This is a genomic window from Ignavibacteriales bacterium (genome assembly GCA_026390795.1).
Lineage (GTDB): Bacteria > Bacteroidota > Ignavibacteria > Ignavibacteriales > Melioribacteraceae > Fen-1258.
In genome coordinates this window covers 1816390-1834490 of sequence record JAPLFG010000003.1, presented here as the reverse complement: position 1 = coordinate 1834490, position 18101 = coordinate 1816390, and the positions used below count along the sequence as shown (strand labels likewise).

Sequence of the window (18101 nt, the reverse complement as noted above, 5' to 3'; positions counted from 1 at the left end):
AAAAATTCTTTATAATAGATTCACAGCATCTCTCAAGTTTTGTTGTTGTAGATGACTGTAGATTTGAGTAGTTGAAAGCTCTTCATGTCCGAGCAATTCTTTGACCACATATAAAGAAACTCCACGCTGGACCAATAGCGAAGCGAAAGAATGCCGCAAAGTATGAAAGTGAATTCTTTCATCAAGTTTGGCAGCACGAACGAAATCCTTGAACTTTTTGCTTATAAAGTCTTCATTGAATTTTATTCCGGGGAGTTTTGAAAAAATATATTCGTCATTTTTGATACTGACTACTTTTGGAAATCGATTCATAAAAATCTTTTTGAGATTAGAATTAAACGGGATGATCCTTTCTTTTTTACTCTTGGTTGTGAAAAACTCTGAGCATTGAACAGTAATTTGATTCTGTTTTAGATCGACCCACGACCACTTCATATTTACTAATTCACCAAGACGCATTCCGGTATAAAAAGCGGTGAGAAATAAATCTTTGAGATATTCCTCTTGTGTATTTTCCAGAATAGTTTTCAATTCTGTTTCGGAAATGAAAACCGGAAAAGCTTTAGAAACTTTTGGAGTTTTAATTTTCTTAAGTGGATTTTCAGTAATGTAATTCCAAAGAACAGCTTTACTAAAAGCAGCTTTCAGTGTACGGTAATAAAGAGAAGCTCCTCTCGGAGTTCGTGAAAAAGTGTGAGTGATAAATTTATCGATTGTGTGAATATCTAATCTGCTTAATGAAATATCTCCACTGAAAGCAATTAGCATTTTGAAAGAAAGATTAATAGAACGAAGATAGCTTTTTGATTTTGTTGGCTTAATGTAATCATCATATTCCTCCTTGAATTTAGTTAATGATATGGATTTTATTTGTTCTTTGGATTCTCCATCTCGTTTTTTTTGAAAGTATATTAAAAAGAGATGGGCATCAGTGCGGTTTTTAGCTTTCGTTGAGATGGTTGTTTTCTTTCCATCAACTTCATAAGTCAATTGATAGAATGGTGATTTTTTTGTTTTAGAAATGAACATAAGGAATTCTCCTCCTTATGTTTGGTAGGGACTTTAGTAGGGACTCATGTAAAATCCTTCGTTCTTAGGCTACAATCCTAATAGTCACTATTATTTGTAATCAGCAGGTCGCGGGTTCGAGTCCCATAGCCAGCTCAAAAGACCCCAAAAACGAAAGAATTTGGGGTTTTTTATTTTTCACAAGTCCTGAATTTACCTAAAATGGCTGCTTTAACCTACCTATTAACAGTCTACTAATACAAAACTATTGCAGCGATCATCTCAATACCTTGTGACTATGAAGTAAAATGCACTGGAATCATAGTATCAGCAGGACCTTTTACCGAATCAATTCTTACTCCCTAGCCGGTAATATTTATTCTTACAGATAATAAACAATAAATGCATCCTTGGGCGACAGATCTCTGAGGCCTACCTAGATTTTTTTTAAAGCATCCGTTAATTAAAAGATGTAGTTCTTTTTTCATCCCTTTGATTGATTGAATCAAGTTACCTCTCTTCATAGTTTTATAATGGATTACAATGGTATATCGTTAGGATGAAAACTTGAATTCAAATGAAATTGCTTTAATTGTAGCACACCCCGATGATGAAACATTATGGGCCGGCGGAACGATACTAATGCATCCCAATTGGCGAAGGTTTATCGTTTCGTTATGCAGATCTAGTGATATAGAACGTGCTAATAGATTTTTTAATGCACTAAAAATTCTTAAGGCTGAAGGAATTATGGGTGATCTTGACGATGGCCCTGAACAGAATGCTCTGGATGAGAAAGAGGTGGAGAATCTTATCAAAAAATTATTAATAAAAAAGCATTTTGACTTGATAATTTCTCACAATCCAAATGGAGAATACACAAGACATAAAAGGCATGAAGAAACAGGTAGAGCAGTTATTAACCTCTGGTATAATGGAGAAATACTCACTCGTGAACTCTGGGCCTTTGCTTACGAAGACGGCAATAAACAATATTATCCGAGACCTCAAGCAAATGCCGATCTTTTTCAAAATCTTAAAGAAAAAATTTGGAAAACAAAATATAGAATTATCACTGAGACATACGGATTTGAAATAAATAGTTGGGAAGCAGTAACGACTCCAAAGGCAGAAGCTTTTTGGAAATTTACAAACCCGAATGATGCAAAAAAATGGCTTGATAATAGAGGAGTTTTAATATGAAAGTATTGGTATTATATGACTATCCACCATCACCCGGGGGACTTTCTACACAGGGAGATCTACTCTATCAGGGTTTAATTGAACTGGGAGTTGATGCGTATGCGGTTCATTTTGAATCCGCTCAGGAAAAGGAATGGTACTATCGTTGGTTTGAACCTGATGTTGTTGTAGGCGTGGGTTATTGGGGACATACACCACAACTTGTACTTCATCCGTTACGTTATGGGGTGCAACCGGTACCTTGGTTAGTGGCAGACGGTTACATTGCAAACTATCAGGAAGTTTTGAATTCCCTTCCACTCATTCTTGTAACATCGAATTGGGTAAAAGAGATGTATGTACGCGATGGTATTAATGGCGATAAAATTGAAGTGTTACCTGTAGGCTGTGATACAGATATATTCAGACCGTACGCTAAAAACGATCCAAAAATATTAGCAGTGCGCGAATCTTTGGGCATATCACCAGATCAGTTAATGATATTGACCGTTGGCGGCGATGCTGCTTCAAAAGGCGCACAAGAAGTAATGCAGGCACTCGCCCTCATTGACACTAAAGCACCTGATTGGAAATATGTATGCAAAGTATGGCCACAGCCACGAACAAAAATTCAAAATCTAGCTGATCTTGAAATGGCAACACATCTGGGTATTGAAAAAAATGTAACGTACGAAACAAATACAATTTCTCGAAATTTTATGCCTTACCTTATTGGCGCATGCGATATATATGCTGCCCCTTCTAGACTCGAAGGATTTGGAATGCCACAAGTAGAAGCCGGTGCCTGCCAAAAACCGGTTATAAGTATTAAAGCTATGGGAATGCTGGATACCCTAATCCATGAGGAAACAGCATTGCTGGCAAGTGTTGCCCAGAAAATTGTTGTTAACGATGTATTGCTTGGCGACGACGCTGGCTTTGAGGATCAACATAAAGTTACTTTTAAAGTACCAAGAACAGTAGATTACCGTGCAAATGTTCATGACATCGCAAAATATTTAATGATGCTGATGACGAATGCTGAGCTTCGAGATAAAATGGGAAAAGCAGGAAGAGAACGTGTAATGAAAAATTTCGATTTCCGGATTGTTGCAAAAAAATTTGTTCAGATAATGAACGATAGATTAGGAATAAGGTAATTTGAAAATTAATTCGAAACAGACTGAAAATTGGTTAGAGATAAATAAAGCAAAGGATGCCGCGCTTGAAGTACTAATTCATAATAGCCATGGACCTTTTCAAGGTCTTCCGCGTACTGCAGGTTGGGGTTATCCAGAACCTTATACAAGAGATTTAATGTTTTCTATTTTGGGAATTGCTGTTTCTGGAAATCAGAAATTACTCGATAGTATCCGGAGAGTATTAGAAACACTTGCAAAAAATCAAACTGAGCATGGTCACATTCCTTCACTCGTGCATGATAAAGAAGATCGAGGAGCTAGTGATACTACTCCGCTCTTTTTGCTGGGTGTTGGTATCTTTAAAAAAATTTCCGGTGAATTGGACTTTCTGAATGAATCAATTGAGAAAGCATTGACTTGGATGGAATATCAAAGTCCATCTGACAGATACCTTGTTGCCCAGCAGCCTACAAGTGACTGGCGCGATGAACAATGGGTTACAGGATATGGATTGTTTGTAAACACTTTAGAGTATTCTTACCTAAGGATCTTAGGCAAGTTTGAAAGAGCCGATAAAGTAGCACGTGAAATGGGTCGCTTTACTATTACAGGAGGAACAATACACCACCACGTTCATGAAGGTCTTGTAGTGAAACACAAACCATACTATGCTTTCTGGTCCTACAAAATTTATAGCAGTGAAAGATTCGACTTACTCGGAAACAGTCTTGCTATTCTTTCTGGTTTGGCTTCTCCCACAAGATCCGATGAAATGATTTCATGGATCGAAGAGGAATGTAGGGTTATGAGAAAGAGGGGTGAATTGAGTGTTGATCTACCTCCTAATTTTTTCCCATTTATAAAACCTGTGGACCCCGATTGGCTGCCTAGATATGAAATTTATAACAAACCGGGTGAATACCACAACGGAGGAATTTGGCCATTTATATCTGGACTTTATGTGGCAGCCTTAGTTGCCGCAAAAAGATACGAACTTGCAGAAGAAAAACTCTTAGCACTTACTCATACTATTAAAATGTCTGCTACCGGGAATGTCGATTTTGGATTTAATGAGTGGATTAAAGCACAAGATGGAAAACCGATGGGACAGGATTGGCAAACCTGGAGTGCTGCACTTTATTTGTATGCAGTAAAATGCGTTGAAGAAAAAAAGACTCCTTTCTTTGATGAGATTCGTAATCTTCCAATTCAAACCAAAAAAGTTTAGTATTCCGAGACTTTAAAATTGAAGAGAGTGATTAACTATTTTCTCTTATTGATAATCCGGTCAGTCTCTAAAATTTTTCTAATTCTAGTATCTCGTAACCTTACATTATAGTGCCGCTACTTAATTCACTCTCTTAAAATCAATATATCCGCGCTCCACATTCGTGCTAGCAAGTTGCACTCGGAGTTCGTGACCAACATCCATACCTTCAAACCCGCTCTCAAGCCTTCCTTCTATTGGAGGGTGTAGCAGACGGATCCAAGTGCCCTTCTCAGATGCGCCGGTAACTATGGCATCGAAACGTTCTCCAATTCTTGATTCCAATAAAATTGCGGCCGCAGATTTAGTTACCTGCCTTTCAACTTTTTTCGCGGCGTCTTCTGCTTCAGAGCAGTGTTTAGCTAGCAATTCTAATTCGTCATTCGTGTATGGTTGAGGGTTTGATGCCAAAGCAGCTTTCAGTAAACGCTGTGTTATTATATCAGGAAAGCGACGGTTAGGAGCTGTCGAATGAGCATAATCCTTGACCGCAAGACCGAAGTGCCCACTGACGTCACCTCCGGGAAGTTCGATGACATATTCTCCGGGACCAAGAAGTTTGATGACACTCAATGATAGATCAGGAAAGCGAAGCGGATCATTTGCTTTTGCTGATACAAGAAATTGTTCAAGTGATTTAGCATCGGGTTCCATAGGTAATATTGAACCGCGTTCTCTGGCAAGTTCAACAATTCGTTCCCAACGCTTGGGTACTCGCACAACGCGTCGAAGAGAAGTAAATTTTTGGGAAGCAAGGTACCGTGCAGTTACACCGTTTGCCGAGATCATAAAGTCTTCAATAATTTCTGTGGCTCTGTTCTTTTTTTCAGCTTTCAGATCCTTGAGTTCGTCTCCTTCAAAAACCGGTCGTGCTTCTATTGTCTCAAGGTTAAGAGCGCCGTGCTCGTGCCGAAGTGCTCTTAATTTCTGGGCAGTGCGGTCTTGGAGTTGAAGGTTCTCAGCAAGTCCTTCTATAGTGCGAACCTCCTCGGGAATCGGACCATTACCTTCGAGCCAATTTGCAACGCTGTTGTAGGCAAGCTTTGCATGATTACGAACTGCTGCTTTATAAATGCTCGAACTATTAAGAGATCCATCCTCTGAAATATTCATTTCAATAACAATCGCAAGCCGGTCAGATTCAAGATTTAGAGAAGTAAGATCTGTAGAAAGTTTTTCGGGCAGCATCGGGAATATCTCGGCGGCAGTATAGATCGAAGTAGTGTTTTGTCTAGCATGATCATCAAGTGCCGAACCTTTCTTTAAAAGAGCATCAACATCGGATATGGCCACAAGTATCTTTGTAATTCCGCCCGTCAGTGATTCAGCAAATGTAATTTGGTCAAGATCACGTGAATCATCATTATCGATTGAGCACCAGATTAGATTCCTAAGTACAGGTGTCGATTCTTCGGGTTGTGTTGCCGGCCCCTGTATTTTATCAAGCTCAGCCATCGCATAAATAGAAAAATCCGGAAAGAAACCTCTTTCTTTCATCACACGACGTGCAATTTTTTTTAACCTTGAGCGGTGCTGTCTGTCGTCTGTATTCGTCATATTATTACCTTATTTTATAATTAACAAATTTCATATTGACACTATTATACTAATTTATTCAGATATCCGAGGTATTTCAATCGAGCGAAGGGATGAAAACGGAACTACATATTTAAACCAATGAACGATTAGAAATAATACTAGTGAATGTGAGGTCCGATCATTTGCAATTTTATATGCCGTTTATGCTATGAAACATTAGAATATGTTGAGATTTTAGGCAAATATTAAATTTCAGTCCGTATGATTCAAAAACATTTTTCTTTAGAATAGTATCGGAATTCTGTTTAATAACTACTTCATCTAATTCATGGCAAAACATCAATTGAGAAATTATGGTCGTTATTGAATAAATTTGATCTTTATTGCCGAAAAAGATGTAGTGCACATTTCATCCCTTTGCACTATTTACTTCTCATAAATTCTTCTATAATTTCTGACCACGATTCAATAATATTCTATGTGAAGAAAAAAAGGAGTCTATATGGAATTGGAAAGAGTTTTTAGAAAAAATTTTACTCCGTTGAACAAAGAATATAAATTCACCGGCGGTGACAAAGCTACTGTTCTGGATGTAACAAAACCTGATATAAAAATTTCAGTTAATAATAAATCTTACAGATTACCCTATAGAGATTTCATTGTTATGACAAAGAGCAAAGAAACTGAACTTGAGTGACAGAATTTCTTAATGTTTAATCCGCTGAAATTTTTATATAAGTAGTAATGTTTACAATTAATATTACAGCCTTAGGCCTTTGCATTTTTAAGTAAAGTAAATTGTTCTTATTGCAGAACTATTGCATAAGAAGAAAAACCTTTGAAATTAATTTGTTCTAAAAGGATTTAAGAAAAAGAAGTGCTTTGTAATCAGTCCCGACTGGTCGGGACGGGTTCTCCCGAAGGGATTCCTTTGGAAGAGCCCTATAGCCAGCTCTTTAGACCCCAAAAACGAAAGAATTTGGAGTTTTCATTTTTCAATGATTCGCTGCTTCCTTGAGATTTGATCTTAAATTTAATGTCGTCATCCCATATTTGCTTTTAATGACTAATTACAGACGCAGTATTGAAATTTTTGCGGTTCTTAAAAAGAAAATTACCGTTCCTATCACAAAATGAAAACACTTAGATATATGTAGATTTATTTAATTTTCATAAAATCCTCCGTATTGGGAACTATTGTATATAGGCTATGGTTGAAACATTGATCATAAAAATATTTTCTTATTAAGTAAATAAATCTTTATTTTGTTTCGTATTAGATAAAGAAAAATGATTCGATCCAGACAAAAAATATTAAAACAAATTACGCTATTAGGGTTATCAGTCCAATTAGTGTTTACTCTTAGCGGATTCATTTCGAATGTAAGTCCAATCGATTGCTGCCATACAAAAGAAATAGAAAAGAAATTTGATACTTGCTGCCAGGAAACTACACAAGAATCAACTTCCGGTTGTGAACTTGAGTATTCAACATCCGCACACTGCATTTCGAATTGCGGATGCATTCATTCCAAAACCAATAATTCTGATTATACCATTCAGAATAATTTTGAGTTACAAAAAGAAAATATTTCTGCCGTTATCTATTTTCCTTCGGATTATCAAAACAAATCAGTTAGTTTTCATTTCAGACAAAGAATAGAGAAAGTTCATAGTCCTCCTCTATTTTTACTCGATTCCATTCTTCTCATTTGATTCTCGTCTAATTCTTTTTCCTTAACAGAAGTTAAATAGCTTCTCCGTATATCTCTGTGCATTTTAAGCAGTTTAAGTAATTCTATTTTGTTAAGCTATCTGCAAAAGAGATCGAGTTTATAAAAAAACTAAAGATCAAAAGAGAAATATTATGATTGAAAAAATTATAGAATGGTCATCACAAAATCGTTTCATTGTAATTCTGATTTATCTAATTGTTATCGCCGCTGGAATTTATAGTGTGGTCAATCTTCCGGTTGATGCAATTCCAGATTTATCCGAAAACCAGGTTATCATTTATACAGAATGGATGGGAAGATCACCTCAGATAATTGAAGACCAAGTTACCTATCCAATTGTTTCCGGTTTACAAGGATTGCCTAAAGTTAAAGCAGTGCGGGCAACTTCAATGTTCGGTATGTCTTTTGTCTTTGTTGTATTTGAAGATGGCGTTGATCCGTATTTTGCTCGCACACGTGTCCTTGAAAGGATGAATACAATTCAAGCTCAACTGCCATCCGGAGTTGTCCCTTCACTAGGTCCCGATGGAACCGGTGTTGGACATGTTTATTGGTATACAGTCGAGGGCAAAGGATATGATCTCGGAACTCTTCGAGCAGTTCAGGATTGGTATATCCGCTACAAGCTTTCCTCCGTCGCGGGTGTTGCGGAAGTTGCAAGCATAGGCGGATATGTAAAACAATATCAGGTCAATGTTAACCCTACTGATTTACGCGCTTACAATCTAACGGTTTCCGATGTAGTCAGTGCCGTTCAGAAAAGTAATAATGAAGTCGGCGGGAAAATCTTAGAAATAAGTAATGCTGAATATTTTGTGCGCGGTCAAGGTTACATTCAATCAAAGAATGATATTGAAAATACCGTAATAAAAACTGCTTCAAATGGAATTCCGATTCTAATTAAAAATGTTGCATCGGTTGAACTTGGCGGCGATATACGGCGTGGGGCGCTGGATAAAAACGGCGAAGGAGAAGTTGTTGGCGGAATAATAGTAATGAGAACCGGTGAAAATGCAAAAGATGTAATTGATCATGTAAAAGAAAAGATAAAAGAAATTTCTCCCGGTCTTCCACCCGGGGTTGAGATTGTTACATCATATGATAGAAGCACGTTGATTAAAGAAGCCGTAGGAACTTTAGAAAGAGCATTAATAGAAGCTTCAATTACCGTTTCAATTATGGTGATGATTTTTCTTCTTCACTTCAGAAGCATCGTCAGAATTTTGATTGAACTTCCCATAGCAATTCTTATCGCTTTCATTCTTATGTATTTGTTCGGAATTTCTTCCAACATCATGTCACTCGGAGGAATAATATTAGCTGTTGGAGTAATAGTAGATTCTTCAATTGTTCTTGTGGAAAACGCATACAGAAACTTAGCTAAGGCAATTGAGGTAAAGGGACACCTAACACCGGAGGAATATAAACGCATTTCAATTGATTCGGCGAAGCAAGTTGGAAGAGCAATCTTCTTTTCTGAATTAATAATTCTTGTTTCATTTCTTCCTGTATTTATGTTAACCGGGCAAGAAGGAAAATTATTTCATCCGCTTGCGTATACAAAATCGTTTGCATTGATCGGGTCTGCCATTGTAGTTATTTCTCTAATACCGGTCTTGATGACTATGCTGATGCGCGGTAAATTCAAACCGGAAGAGAAAAATCCAACCACGCATTTTTTTATTAAACTTTATGCCCCGGTAATTCATTGGGTGCTCAAACACAGAAAAATTACAATCGCGATAAATGTAATTGCTCTTCTGATTACAATTCCAATGATTCTTAATACCGGAAGTGAATTCATGCCTCCGCTTGATGAAGGATCAATTCTTTATATGCCCGTAACTTTGCCCGGTGCGTCAATTGGTGAAGTGAATAGAATTTTACAGGAACAAGACAAAATCATTAAGTCTATACCAGAAGTTCACCATGTTCTGGGAAAAACCGGGCGCGCAGAAACTGCAACAGACAACGCTCCGTTAAGTATGATTGAGACAATTATTTTACTCAAACCAAAAAGCGAATGGCGCCCTGGAATTACAAAACAAGATATTGTTGCAGAACTTGATGCAAAATTACAAATACCCGGTGTGCGTAACGGCTGGACTCAACCGATTATCAACAGAATTAATATGCTTTCAACCGGTGTGCGAACAGATATTGGTCTCAAAATCTTTGGACCGAACTTAGATACTCTGGAAACATACGCAATCAAAGCAGAAGGTATTTTGAAGAATGTTAACGGTGCTGCCGATGTCGTTGCAGAGCGAGTTCAAAATGGTTACTATCTCGATATTAATATTAAAAGAGGAATAGCCGCCCGTTACGGTGTAAACATTAGTGATCTTCAAGATATTATTGAAACCGCAATCGGCGGTCAAAACCTTGGAATTGTACTCGAAGGAAGAATGCGTTTTCCGATTAGAATGCGCTATCAAAAAGATTACCGTGATAACATTGAAGAACTAAAAAGCTTAATCGTTCCGGTTGCATTATCAAATCCTATGGCTTCATCATCTGGTTCGATGAGTAGCGGAACAAATAAAGGTAACTCCAGCGGAATGTCTTCGATGGGAAGTTCGAATCAAGCTAGCGCTATTCCTGAAGCACCAGCAACGCAAAATGATTATTCACTAACAAGTGTAAATCAAAATGCGGTTACTTATCTGCCTCTCACTGAATTAGCCGATATAAATTTAGTAACCGGTCCGCCCATGATCAGCAGTGAAAACGGAATGCTTCGTTCAATAGTCTTTATGAATACACGCGGGCGTGATATGGGAAGTGTAATGGTTGACGCTAAAAAAGTTATCGAAAATGGATTGAAACTTCCGGCAGGATACTCTTACACTTGGAGCGGACAATATGAAAGCAAAGTCCGCGCGCAGCAGACAATTGAAATTATTATGCCTATAGTTTTCGTGTTGATCTATCTTCTTCTTTATTTGACACTTAAAAATTACGTTGAAGCCGGGGTTGTAATGCTCTCGGTTCCGTTCGCGCTAATCGGCGGAATGTATATGATTTACATTCTTGGTTACAATTTCTCCGTCGCAGTTTGGGTTGGATTTATTGCTCTATACGGAATTGCTGTTGAAACCGGTGTTATAATGGTTGTATATCTGCATGAAGCGTTGGATAGAAGGATTCGCGATCATCAAAAAGGGAAAAGAGGACCAATAACAAATGATGATATTTATGAAGCAACTGTTGAAGGTTCGGTTCTAAGATTGAGACCAAAGCTAATGACTGTTTTCACTGCTATGGTTGGACTTATTCCAATCATGTGGGCAACCGGAACCGGATCGGATGTGATGAAACCGCTTACCGCACCAATGATTGGAGGACTATTAACATCCGCGGTTCACGTACTTGTAGTTACTCCTATTTTGTTTGCAATTATGAAAGAACATGCGCTTAAAAAAGGTACACTTGAAATTTCCAAAATGGCCGATTGGATGAAGGAGGGAGAATAATAATGGAGAATTTAGAATTGAGAATTGAGAATTATATAATGGGAAAAACTCTGCGGAACTCTGTGATATTTTCTGTACTCTCTGTGTTAAGTTTATTATTAGTTATTAACACAAGAATAAATGCACAGTCAGTTGACTCTTTGGTTTCAGAAGGGGTAAAAAATAATCCGCAGTTGAAATCATTACAATATAAAATCACCGCATCAGAAAGGAGAACTGAATCAATCAACACTCTTCCTGCACCAAATTTTTCGGTTGAGTTTTCTCAAGTGCCAACGAGCTCGATAGATATTCTTAATCAATCCAACTCAAACAGCATTGCTCTTTCGCAAATGTTTCCTCTTGGCGGAAAACTGAATGCAATGGCTGACGTTGAAAGGAAGAATACTTTTGTTGAAGGAAACAATTTTGATATATATAAAATTAATCTCACGGCTCAAATAAAAATGTCTTATTACACACTTTGGCTGATTGATAGGAAGATCGATGTTCAGAAAAAAAATATTGCTTTAATTAAAAATGTAATTAAATCGGTTGAATCATCTTACTACACAAATAAGATCAATCAAGCGGATCTTCTTACTCTCCAGAGTGAAATCGCTTCGGATGAAACTCAGCTTCTGATTTTGGAAAAGCAGAAAGAAGCAGAGATTTACAAACTCAATAAATTTCTCGGACGAAATCTTGATTCAAAAGATGTTTATGCTGTTAAAGATTTTTCTGCAGATTCTCTCTCTTCAACTCAATCTAAGTTGGAAGAAATTCTCGCTGATTCAAATCCTACTCTCAAAAAAATGGGCGGCATGATCGAAATGAATAAAGCGATGATTAATGCCAACAACCGTGAGTTGATTCCCGATTTAATGGTTCAAGGTATGTTTATGAGAATGCCGCGAGGAATGATTCTTACATCAAAGACAGATTTAGCAATGCTTGCAATGGAAACTCCCAAGACAGAGTACATGTATTCACTGATGTTCTCAATCAATCTTCCATTTGCCCCGTGGTCAATCAACAAATACAAAGCAAAGGAAGAAGAACTATCTGCCGGAATAAGCAGTATTGAATATGAGAAGAAAGATATGCAGCGCGAGATGACTTCTCAATTAAAAGCTGCTCTTGTTAAATATAACACGGCTGTTGATTTGGCAAAACTCTATAATGAAAAAGTAATTCCGCTTTATAGCAACGCCGCTGAATCGCAAGTGTCGGCTTATCAGAATAATAGAACCGGTGTTACAACAGTAATTGATTCTTACCGCATGTTGTTGATGCAGCAGATGAACTATTACATGGCAAAAGCTGATACTCAAATGTCGCTTGCGGAAATTGAAATGATGGTTGGGAAAAAAATGGATGAGTTTTGATGTATGATTGTTGAGGTGAAACAATGGTCGATGGCTAATTGAAGAATTTAAAAATGAGTATCAGATAAAAGAATTAAAGGAGTTTATTATGAATGAGAAAACAGAGGAAATGTTAAATCGAACTTTTCGATTTGCAGTGGATACTCTGAAATTATTAGATGCTCTTCCGCCTACAACTATAAACAAAGTTATAATTAATCAGCTGGCAAAAGCAGTCACATCAATCGGCGCAAATTATGAAGAATCGCAAGCGGCAGAATCAAAAAACGATTTCATTCATAAAATTGGAATTGTTTCTAAAGAAGCAAGAGAGTCCAAATTTTGGTTAAGAGTCTTAATTGAATTACTGAAAGATGGTAATCAACAAAAGCAATTGAAGATCTTATTAGAAGAATCCGAACAGCTTTGTAAAATCTTTGTATCAATAAAATTAACCTCACAAGAAAATAAAAAGAAGAAATAATATGAAAACATTAAAGTCATTTTTCACATCAACCATCAACCATCAACCATTATACATTGCGATACTTTTGATTATTATCTTGATAGGTTGTTCGGCAAAGAATAAAAACGAAAACCCACAAACAAGTGTTAAGGAGTATTGGACTTGCACAATGCACCCGCAAGTTCATATGGATAGACCGGGTGCTTGCCCGATCTGCGGTATGGATTTGATTAAAAAAGTTGTCGATGAAAAAGTAGAACCGGCTAACGATAAAGATATGGCAGACATGGTTACGCTGAGCGGTAAGAAACAAATTCTGGCGAATGTTTCTACAGTTGTTGTTAAGAAAGAAAATCTTCAAAACCAAGTTACTGCTTATAGTTATTTAGATTTTGTTGAGAATAACCGCAAAACAATCTCGGCGAGGTTCAATGGAAGGATAGAAAAACTATTCGTTGATAAAACCGGCGACTATATCAAAAAAGGTCAAGCTCTATTTGAAATTTACAGCCCAGATTTGGTTCAAGCGCAGAATGAATATTTAATTGCCCTAAATAATTCATCGAACTCTACTTCTCTTTTGAGTGCATCAAAAAAGAAGTTAGAGATTTTCGGTTTGACATCAGAACAAATTCTAACACTTGAGAAGACACGCGAAATAAATCTAACACTAACATACTTTTCTCCGGTAAGCGGGACCGTAATTGAGAAGAAAGTTCAGGAAGGTGTTTATGTAAACGAAGGAACCGCAATTTATGACGTTGCCGAGCTTTCAACTCTTTGGAATATTGCTGAAGTGTATGAAAATAATTTGGCAAGTGTAAAAGTTGGAAGTCCGGTTAAATTACACTTACGTGCTTATCCCGGAGAAGAATTTAACGGAAGAGTTACTTTCATTTATCCGGTGATTAATTCGCAAACTAGAACCGTAAAAGTTAGGAGTGAGTTTTCAAGTTTAGGCGGAAAACTTAAACCGCAGATGTATGGCGAAACTGTGTTCAATAGCGCAGGCGGACAAGGATTACTTGTTCCGGCAGATGCCGTTATCATTGCTGGCCAAAGAGCCGTAGTGTGGACAAAAACTGGCGATGGAATGTTCGAAGCGCGAAGCGTTCAAATTGGTAATCGGTTCGGAGATAAATATCAAATCCTTTCTGGATTAAATGAAGGCGACGAAATAGCTGCTACCGGCGGATTTTTAATCGATTCCGAAAGTCAGCTAAAAACCGGAATACCTAACGGTGATAAAACAAACGGTTCAAAAAAATCAACTCCCGGCACAATGCCTGGAATGAAAATGTAATATCTAATTCATGATTAACAAGTAAAAACAAAATAAATAAGGAGTAGCAAAATGAAATCAATAAAAATTCTTTTAGTTGCATTTGCAGTAATTATGACATCTTCTACAGGAATATTTGCTCAAATGAAAATGAGCGCTGATCATTCAAAAATGGAGATGAAAAAAGATACTGCAAAAACAGATAATATCGTTCGTAAAGGTGTTGTTGATTTGAAAGCAATAGACAAAAACAAAGACGGCAAAGTATTCGAAGATCTAATGGATTGGAATGTAATTTCCGACAAGCCCGGTAAATGTCCGTTATGCAAAATGACTTTGAAAGAAGTTACTGTTAAGCAGGCAAAGAAAAATTTGTTGGAGAACGGGTTCAAAGTAAAGTAGCATTTACGTAAACGATTTTGCATGAACACAGATTTGTTATCCTTCGATTAAGAATAACAAATCTGAATTTTTTCTTTTTCCTTCGAAAGGATTGAAATGAAAAAGTTTTGGAAAATCTTTTTTACTCTAATAATTATTTGCGTACTGGCAATTCTTTTTCTCTATTCTGGAATCTATAATATCAGCGCATTGGAACCTCACAACGGTTTGACTCTTTGGGTTGTAAGCACTTTAACAGATAACTCAATAGAGCATAATTCCAAGGACATCAAAGCTCCAGATTTATCGGATTCAACTTTAATAAAAACCGGATTTATTCATTATAGAGAAATGTGCGTTGGATGTCACGGCGCACCGGGGATTGAACATGATGAAATTGGAGAAGGTCTTTATCCACGTCCGCCGAAGCTTTCTGAAGCTGTCAAAGATTGGAAACCATCAGAACTTTTCTGGATCACTAAGAACGGTATTAAAATGACAGGAATGCCGGGATTTGGAACAACTCACAGCGATGATAAGATCTGGGCTATAGTGTCATTTATACAAATACTTCCTAATATGACGATAGAGCAGTATGAATCATTTAACAAAGATGCAAAGAATATGGGTGACGAATAAAACCTGCCATAGTCAGTATTTATTTAATATTTACACTAAGCGGGCATTGCGGTTCGGTTAAACTTTCTAATAAAGTTGACTGGAGATAATAAACAGACGGAATGTTATTCTCCTAATCGATTTTATTGAACCCGGCTTTACGAGCAACTTCTATCTCTTTGAGTACTCTCATTGTTTCTATGAATATAAAACTTTTGAGAATGTAGTCTAAGTTATTTATATGTGCCCAGATATCCAGGCTTCTAAAGTGTCTCATGCTGAGTTGTAATTCCTAGCTTAAAAGCACTAACTCTCTTTTCATCCCTTTGGGCGATTGTCTTTAGACTCATCCCCCCATAATTTCGGATAGAGTCAATAGATCAAATGAACCTGAAGTGCGGGTAACAGCGTAACTGAAGCGTTCAAAAAATAATGGGTAACCAAAATGAAAACAACCTTAGCCACATTAATAATTATCCTTTTAGCATCATTTTTATTCATGCCTGGATGTGTAAATAAAGACAATAATTCCAAAATCCAACAACACGATACCACTGCAACTCTTACAAAAACAACCGACATGAATAATATGGGAATGATGCAATCCATGAACAAAATGAATTATAAAATGACTGAAATGAAAATGACAGGAGATTATGATTATGACTATGCAAAGATGATGATCGAGCATCACAGGGGCGCCATTGAAATGTCGGAAATAGAATTGACTGCTGGTACTGAAGCGAAAATGAAAGCAATGGCTCTAAATATTATCACCGTTCAAAAAGATGAAATTTTAAAAATGGATGAATTCATTAAAAAGCATTCCGCAGTCAAATCAAACTACAAAATGGGAACAATGGATTCGATGGATGAAAATTTCAAGAAAATTAAGATGACCGGAAATACTGATAAAGATTTTGCAATGATGATGATTAAGCACCACGAAATTGCTGTAACAATGGCCAAGGGTGAAGTTTCTAATGGAAAATTTTCGGTAATGAAAAATATGGCACAACAAACTATTGTGAACCAAAATAAAGAGATAAAAGAGTTCCAATCGTGGCTTGACAACATAAAATGATAAATCGGGCAACAGCGAATCTGAAGACCGGGCGACAGCGGAACTGAAGAAAACTATAATTAAAGGATTTAAACAAAATGAAAAATTCCAAAAATTGCATAGACGCTTGCCTTGCTTGCTCAATTGAATGTGAACATTGTGCAACTGAATGCATCAACTTGAACGATAAAAGCCATTTAAAATGTATCGCACTCTGTCGTGACTGTGCAGACATTTGTGCTTTGTGCGCAAGATTTGAAGCAAGGGGTTCATCATTCTGTGATGCACTTTGCAAACTTTGTGCAGACCTTTGTAATGCTTGTGCTTCTGAATGCGAAAAACTTTCAACACACGATTGTTGTAAAAAGTGTGCAGATGCTTGCAAAAAATGTGCTGCTGCTTGTGCTGCTTAATCACATTAACAAGATGTACAAATAATTCTATATAAATGTTAAAAGTAAGAAAACAGTAAGTGCTGCTAAGTGTAGCAAAGCAGCACTTTGTTTTGCGAAAATCGTAACTGGGTTTCATCTATAAAACAAATAATTACTTTTAACCTTTATCTGAAAGGAGAATATTCTAATGAATACAAAAACTAACAATCCTTTAATCATTGCTTTAATTGTGGTCATCGTGCTTTTCTTACTCTTTGGAGGTGGTGCAATGTCCGGTGGAATGATGAATGGTGGGATGCATAATGGCTTGAATGAAATCGGATGGATGAGTAATCGCAGTTGGATGTGGACACCTACTGTACTGACACTGGTTATCGGCGTCATACTTGGTTGGTTCATCTTCAAAAAGAAAGTATAATTGAGTTGCACCTCGAACTCAACTAAAACAATTTATAAACTAAATCAGAAGGATTTATCATGAAATTAAAATATGTATTTCTCTCTACGATATTAGCACTTGCTTTGACAGCGCCGTTGTTTGGACAGCACAATGATGACGACATGACAAAAAAAGACATGAAGAAGCATGAGATGTCGAAAATGATGGGTAAGCCGATAGTTGATGCAACAGTGGAAGGGCTTCACATGAAGGTGTGGCTCATGACTCAGAAACATCATAAAAAGATGATGAAAGAAAAAATGGGTAAGATGATGGGTGATGATATGAAAGGAATGAAACATGATGGCATGGAGATGAAAGACTCCAGTATGGCTATGCGAAAAGATATGATGGGAATGAAACACGAAAGTATGAAGATGAAAGACTCTAGTATGGCGAAGGGAAAAGATATGAAGGGGATGAAACATGACGGTATGGAGATGAACAAGAATATGATGGACTCGATGATGGTTGGCACGCATCATATTATGCTTGAAATAACAGATGCTGCAAACAGAAATGAAATTGATAATGCAAGCGCAAAAATTATGATTGTGCCTCCTTCAAAGTTACACTCGTCGGTCGACCTCAAACCTATGATGATGAGCAACTGTTTTGGAGCCGGGCTCACCCTCGATAAAAAGGGTGAATATGAATTTAAGATAACCGTCAATGTTGATGGAGTTTCAAAAATAAAGACGTTTGAATACACTGTGAAATAGATTGAGTGAATAAGTTTTTCGATGATATCAGTGAGGAGA

At 37.0% G+C, this 18101-nt stretch carries 16 protein-coding genes; 14 read left to right on the top strand and 2 right to left on the bottom strand.

Going from position 1 to position 18101, the window contains the following annotated elements; translation table 11 throughout:
* Positions 1 to 9: 9 nt before the first annotated feature.
* Positions 10 to 1029, bottom strand: a complete 1020-nt coding sequence (locus NTX65_11665; protein MCX6169993.1) for a tyrosine-type recombinase/integrase — start codon at positions 1027 to 1029, stop codon at positions 10 to 12.
* 546 nt (positions 1030 to 1575) lie between these two features.
* Between NTX65_11665 and NTX65_11660 the strand changes: the two genes are divergently transcribed.
* Genes NTX65_11660 through NTX65_11650 form a run of 3 tightly spaced genes read left to right on the top strand, consistent with a single transcriptional unit; the run spans position 1576 to position 4560 of the window.
* Positions 1576 to 2211 carry a PIG-L family deacetylase gene (locus NTX65_11660; protein MCX6169992.1) on the top strand — a complete coding sequence of 212 codons (636 nt, stop codon included), beginning with the start codon at positions 1576 to 1578 and terminating at the stop codon, positions 2209 to 2211.
* Positions 2208 to 3350, top strand: a complete 1143-nt coding sequence (locus NTX65_11655; protein MCX6169991.1) for a glycosyltransferase family 4 protein — start codon at positions 2208 to 2210, stop codon at positions 3348 to 3350. The genes NTX65_11660 and NTX65_11655 overlap by 4 nt, the downstream gene beginning before the upstream one ends.
* 1 nt (position 3351) lies before the next feature.
* A complete protein-coding gene (locus NTX65_11650; GenBank protein ID MCX6169990.1) occupies positions 3352 to 4560 on the top strand; it encodes a hypothetical protein in 1209 nt (402 codons plus the stop codon).
* A gap of 120 nt (positions 4561 to 4680) precedes the next feature.
* Here NTX65_11650 and NTX65_11645 read toward each other — a convergent pair whose 3' ends face one another.
* Entirely contained in the window at positions 4681 to 6156 is a 1476-nt protein-coding gene (locus NTX65_11645; protein MCX6169989.1) for an RNB domain-containing ribonuclease, read from the bottom strand.
* Positions 6157 to 6640: 484 nt separating this feature from the next.
* On the opposite strand from NTX65_11645, the gene NTX65_11640 reads away from it, so the two are divergent.
* The 11 genes from NTX65_11640 (at position 6641) to NTX65_11590 (ending at position 18062) form a co-directional block, all read left to right on the top strand.
* Complete coding sequence (locus NTX65_11640; GenBank protein MCX6169988.1) at positions 6641 to 6835, top strand: hypothetical protein; 195 nt, start codon at positions 6641 to 6643, stop codon at positions 6833 to 6835.
* 593 nt (positions 6836 to 7428) lie between these two features.
* Positions 7429 to 7854, top strand: a complete 426-nt coding sequence (locus tag NTX65_11635; GenBank protein MCX6169987.1) for a hypothetical protein — start codon at positions 7429 to 7431, stop codon at positions 7852 to 7854.
* A 151-nt stretch (positions 7855 to 8005) separates the two neighbouring features.
* On the top strand, positions 8006 to 11350 hold the full coding sequence (locus NTX65_11630) for a CusA/CzcA family heavy metal efflux RND transporter (protein ID MCX6169986.1): 3345 nt from the start codon (positions 8006 to 8008) through the stop codon (positions 11348 to 11350).
* 2 nt (positions 11351 to 11352) lie between these two features.
* Positions 11353 to 12717 (top strand): TolC family protein, encoded by a 1365-nt coding sequence (locus NTX65_11625; protein ID MCX6169985.1) that lies wholly within the window; start codon positions 11353 to 11355, stop codon positions 12715 to 12717.
* 88 nt (positions 12718 to 12805) lie between these two features.
* Positions 12806 to 13180, top strand: coding sequence for a four helix bundle protein (locus tag NTX65_11620; GenBank protein ID MCX6169984.1), 375 nt, complete (start codon positions 12806 to 12808; stop codon positions 13178 to 13180).
* A 1-nt stretch (position 13181) separates the two neighbouring features.
* A complete protein-coding gene (locus NTX65_11615; protein ID MCX6169983.1) occupies positions 13182 to 14465 on the top strand; it encodes an efflux RND transporter periplasmic adaptor subunit in 1284 nt (427 codons plus the stop codon).
* Between the two features lie 51 nt (positions 14466 to 14516).
* Positions 14517 to 14846: a hypothetical protein gene (locus NTX65_11610; GenBank protein MCX6169982.1), complete on the top strand. Its 330-nt coding sequence runs from the start codon at positions 14517 to 14519 to the stop codon at positions 14844 to 14846.
* 96 nt (positions 14847 to 14942) lie between these two features.
* Positions 14943 to 15464: a cytochrome c gene (locus tag NTX65_11605; GenBank protein ID MCX6169981.1), complete on the top strand. Its 522-nt coding sequence runs from the start codon at positions 14943 to 14945 to the stop codon at positions 15462 to 15464.
* Positions 15465 to 15888: 424 nt separating this feature from the next.
* Positions 15889 to 16527 carry a DUF305 domain-containing protein gene (locus NTX65_11600; protein MCX6169980.1) on the top strand — a complete coding sequence of 213 codons (639 nt, stop codon included), beginning with the start codon at positions 15889 to 15891 and terminating at the stop codon, positions 16525 to 16527.
* A gap of 561 nt (positions 16528 to 17088) precedes the next feature.
* Positions 17089 to 17319 carry a hypothetical protein gene (locus tag NTX65_11595; protein ID MCX6169979.1) on the top strand — a complete coding sequence of 77 codons (231 nt, stop codon included), beginning with the start codon at positions 17089 to 17091 and terminating at the stop codon, positions 17317 to 17319.
* Between the two features lie 59 nt (positions 17320 to 17378).
* Positions 17379 to 18062, top strand: coding sequence for a hypothetical protein (locus NTX65_11590; GenBank protein ID MCX6169978.1), 684 nt, complete (start codon positions 17379 to 17381; stop codon positions 18060 to 18062).
* Positions 18063 to 18101 lie beyond the last annotated feature (39 nt).

Excerpts from the sequence above, each read along its gene's own strand:
- NTX65_11665 (MCX6169993.1), bottom strand. The coding sequence starts at position 1,029 with ATGTTCATTTCTAAAACAAAAAAATCACCATTCTATCAATTGACTTAT.
- NTX65_11655 (MCX6169991.1), top strand. The coding sequence starts at position 2,208 with ATGAAAGTATTGGTATTATATGACTATCCACCATCACCCGGGGGACTT.
- NTX65_11645 (MCX6169989.1), bottom strand. The coding sequence starts at position 6,156 with ATGACGAATACAGACGACAGACAGCACCGCTCAAGGTTAAAAAAAATT.
- NTX65_11640 (MCX6169988.1), top strand. The coding sequence starts at position 6,641 with ATGGAATTGGAAAGAGTTTTTAGAAAAAATTTTACTCCGTTGAACAAA.
- NTX65_11635 (MCX6169987.1), top strand. The coding sequence starts at position 7,429 with ATGATTCGATCCAGACAAAAAATATTAAAACAAATTACGCTATTAGGG.
- NTX65_11630 (MCX6169986.1), top strand. The coding sequence starts at position 8,006 with ATGATTGAAAAAATTATAGAATGGTCATCACAAAATCGTTTCATTGTA.
- NTX65_11625 (MCX6169985.1), top strand. The coding sequence starts at position 11,353 with ATGGAGAATTTAGAATTGAGAATTGAGAATTATATAATGGGAAAAACT.
- NTX65_11620 (MCX6169984.1), top strand. The coding sequence starts at position 12,806 with ATGAATGAGAAAACAGAGGAAATGTTAAATCGAACTTTTCGATTTGCA.
- NTX65_11615 (MCX6169983.1), top strand. The coding sequence starts at position 13,182 with ATGAAAACATTAAAGTCATTTTTCACATCAACCATCAACCATCAACCA.
- NTX65_11610 (MCX6169982.1), top strand. The coding sequence starts at position 14,517 with ATGAAATCAATAAAAATTCTTTTAGTTGCATTTGCAGTAATTATGACA.
- NTX65_11605 (MCX6169981.1), top strand. The coding sequence starts at position 14,943 with ATGAAAAAGTTTTGGAAAATCTTTTTTACTCTAATAATTATTTGCGTA.
- NTX65_11600 (MCX6169980.1), top strand. The coding sequence starts at position 15,889 with ATGAAAACAACCTTAGCCACATTAATAATTATCCTTTTAGCATCATTT.
- NTX65_11595 (MCX6169979.1), top strand. The coding sequence starts at position 17,089 with ATGAATACAAAAACTAACAATCCTTTAATCATTGCTTTAATTGTGGTC.
- NTX65_11590 (MCX6169978.1), top strand. The coding sequence starts at position 17,379 with ATGAAATTAAAATATGTATTTCTCTCTACGATATTAGCACTTGCTTTG.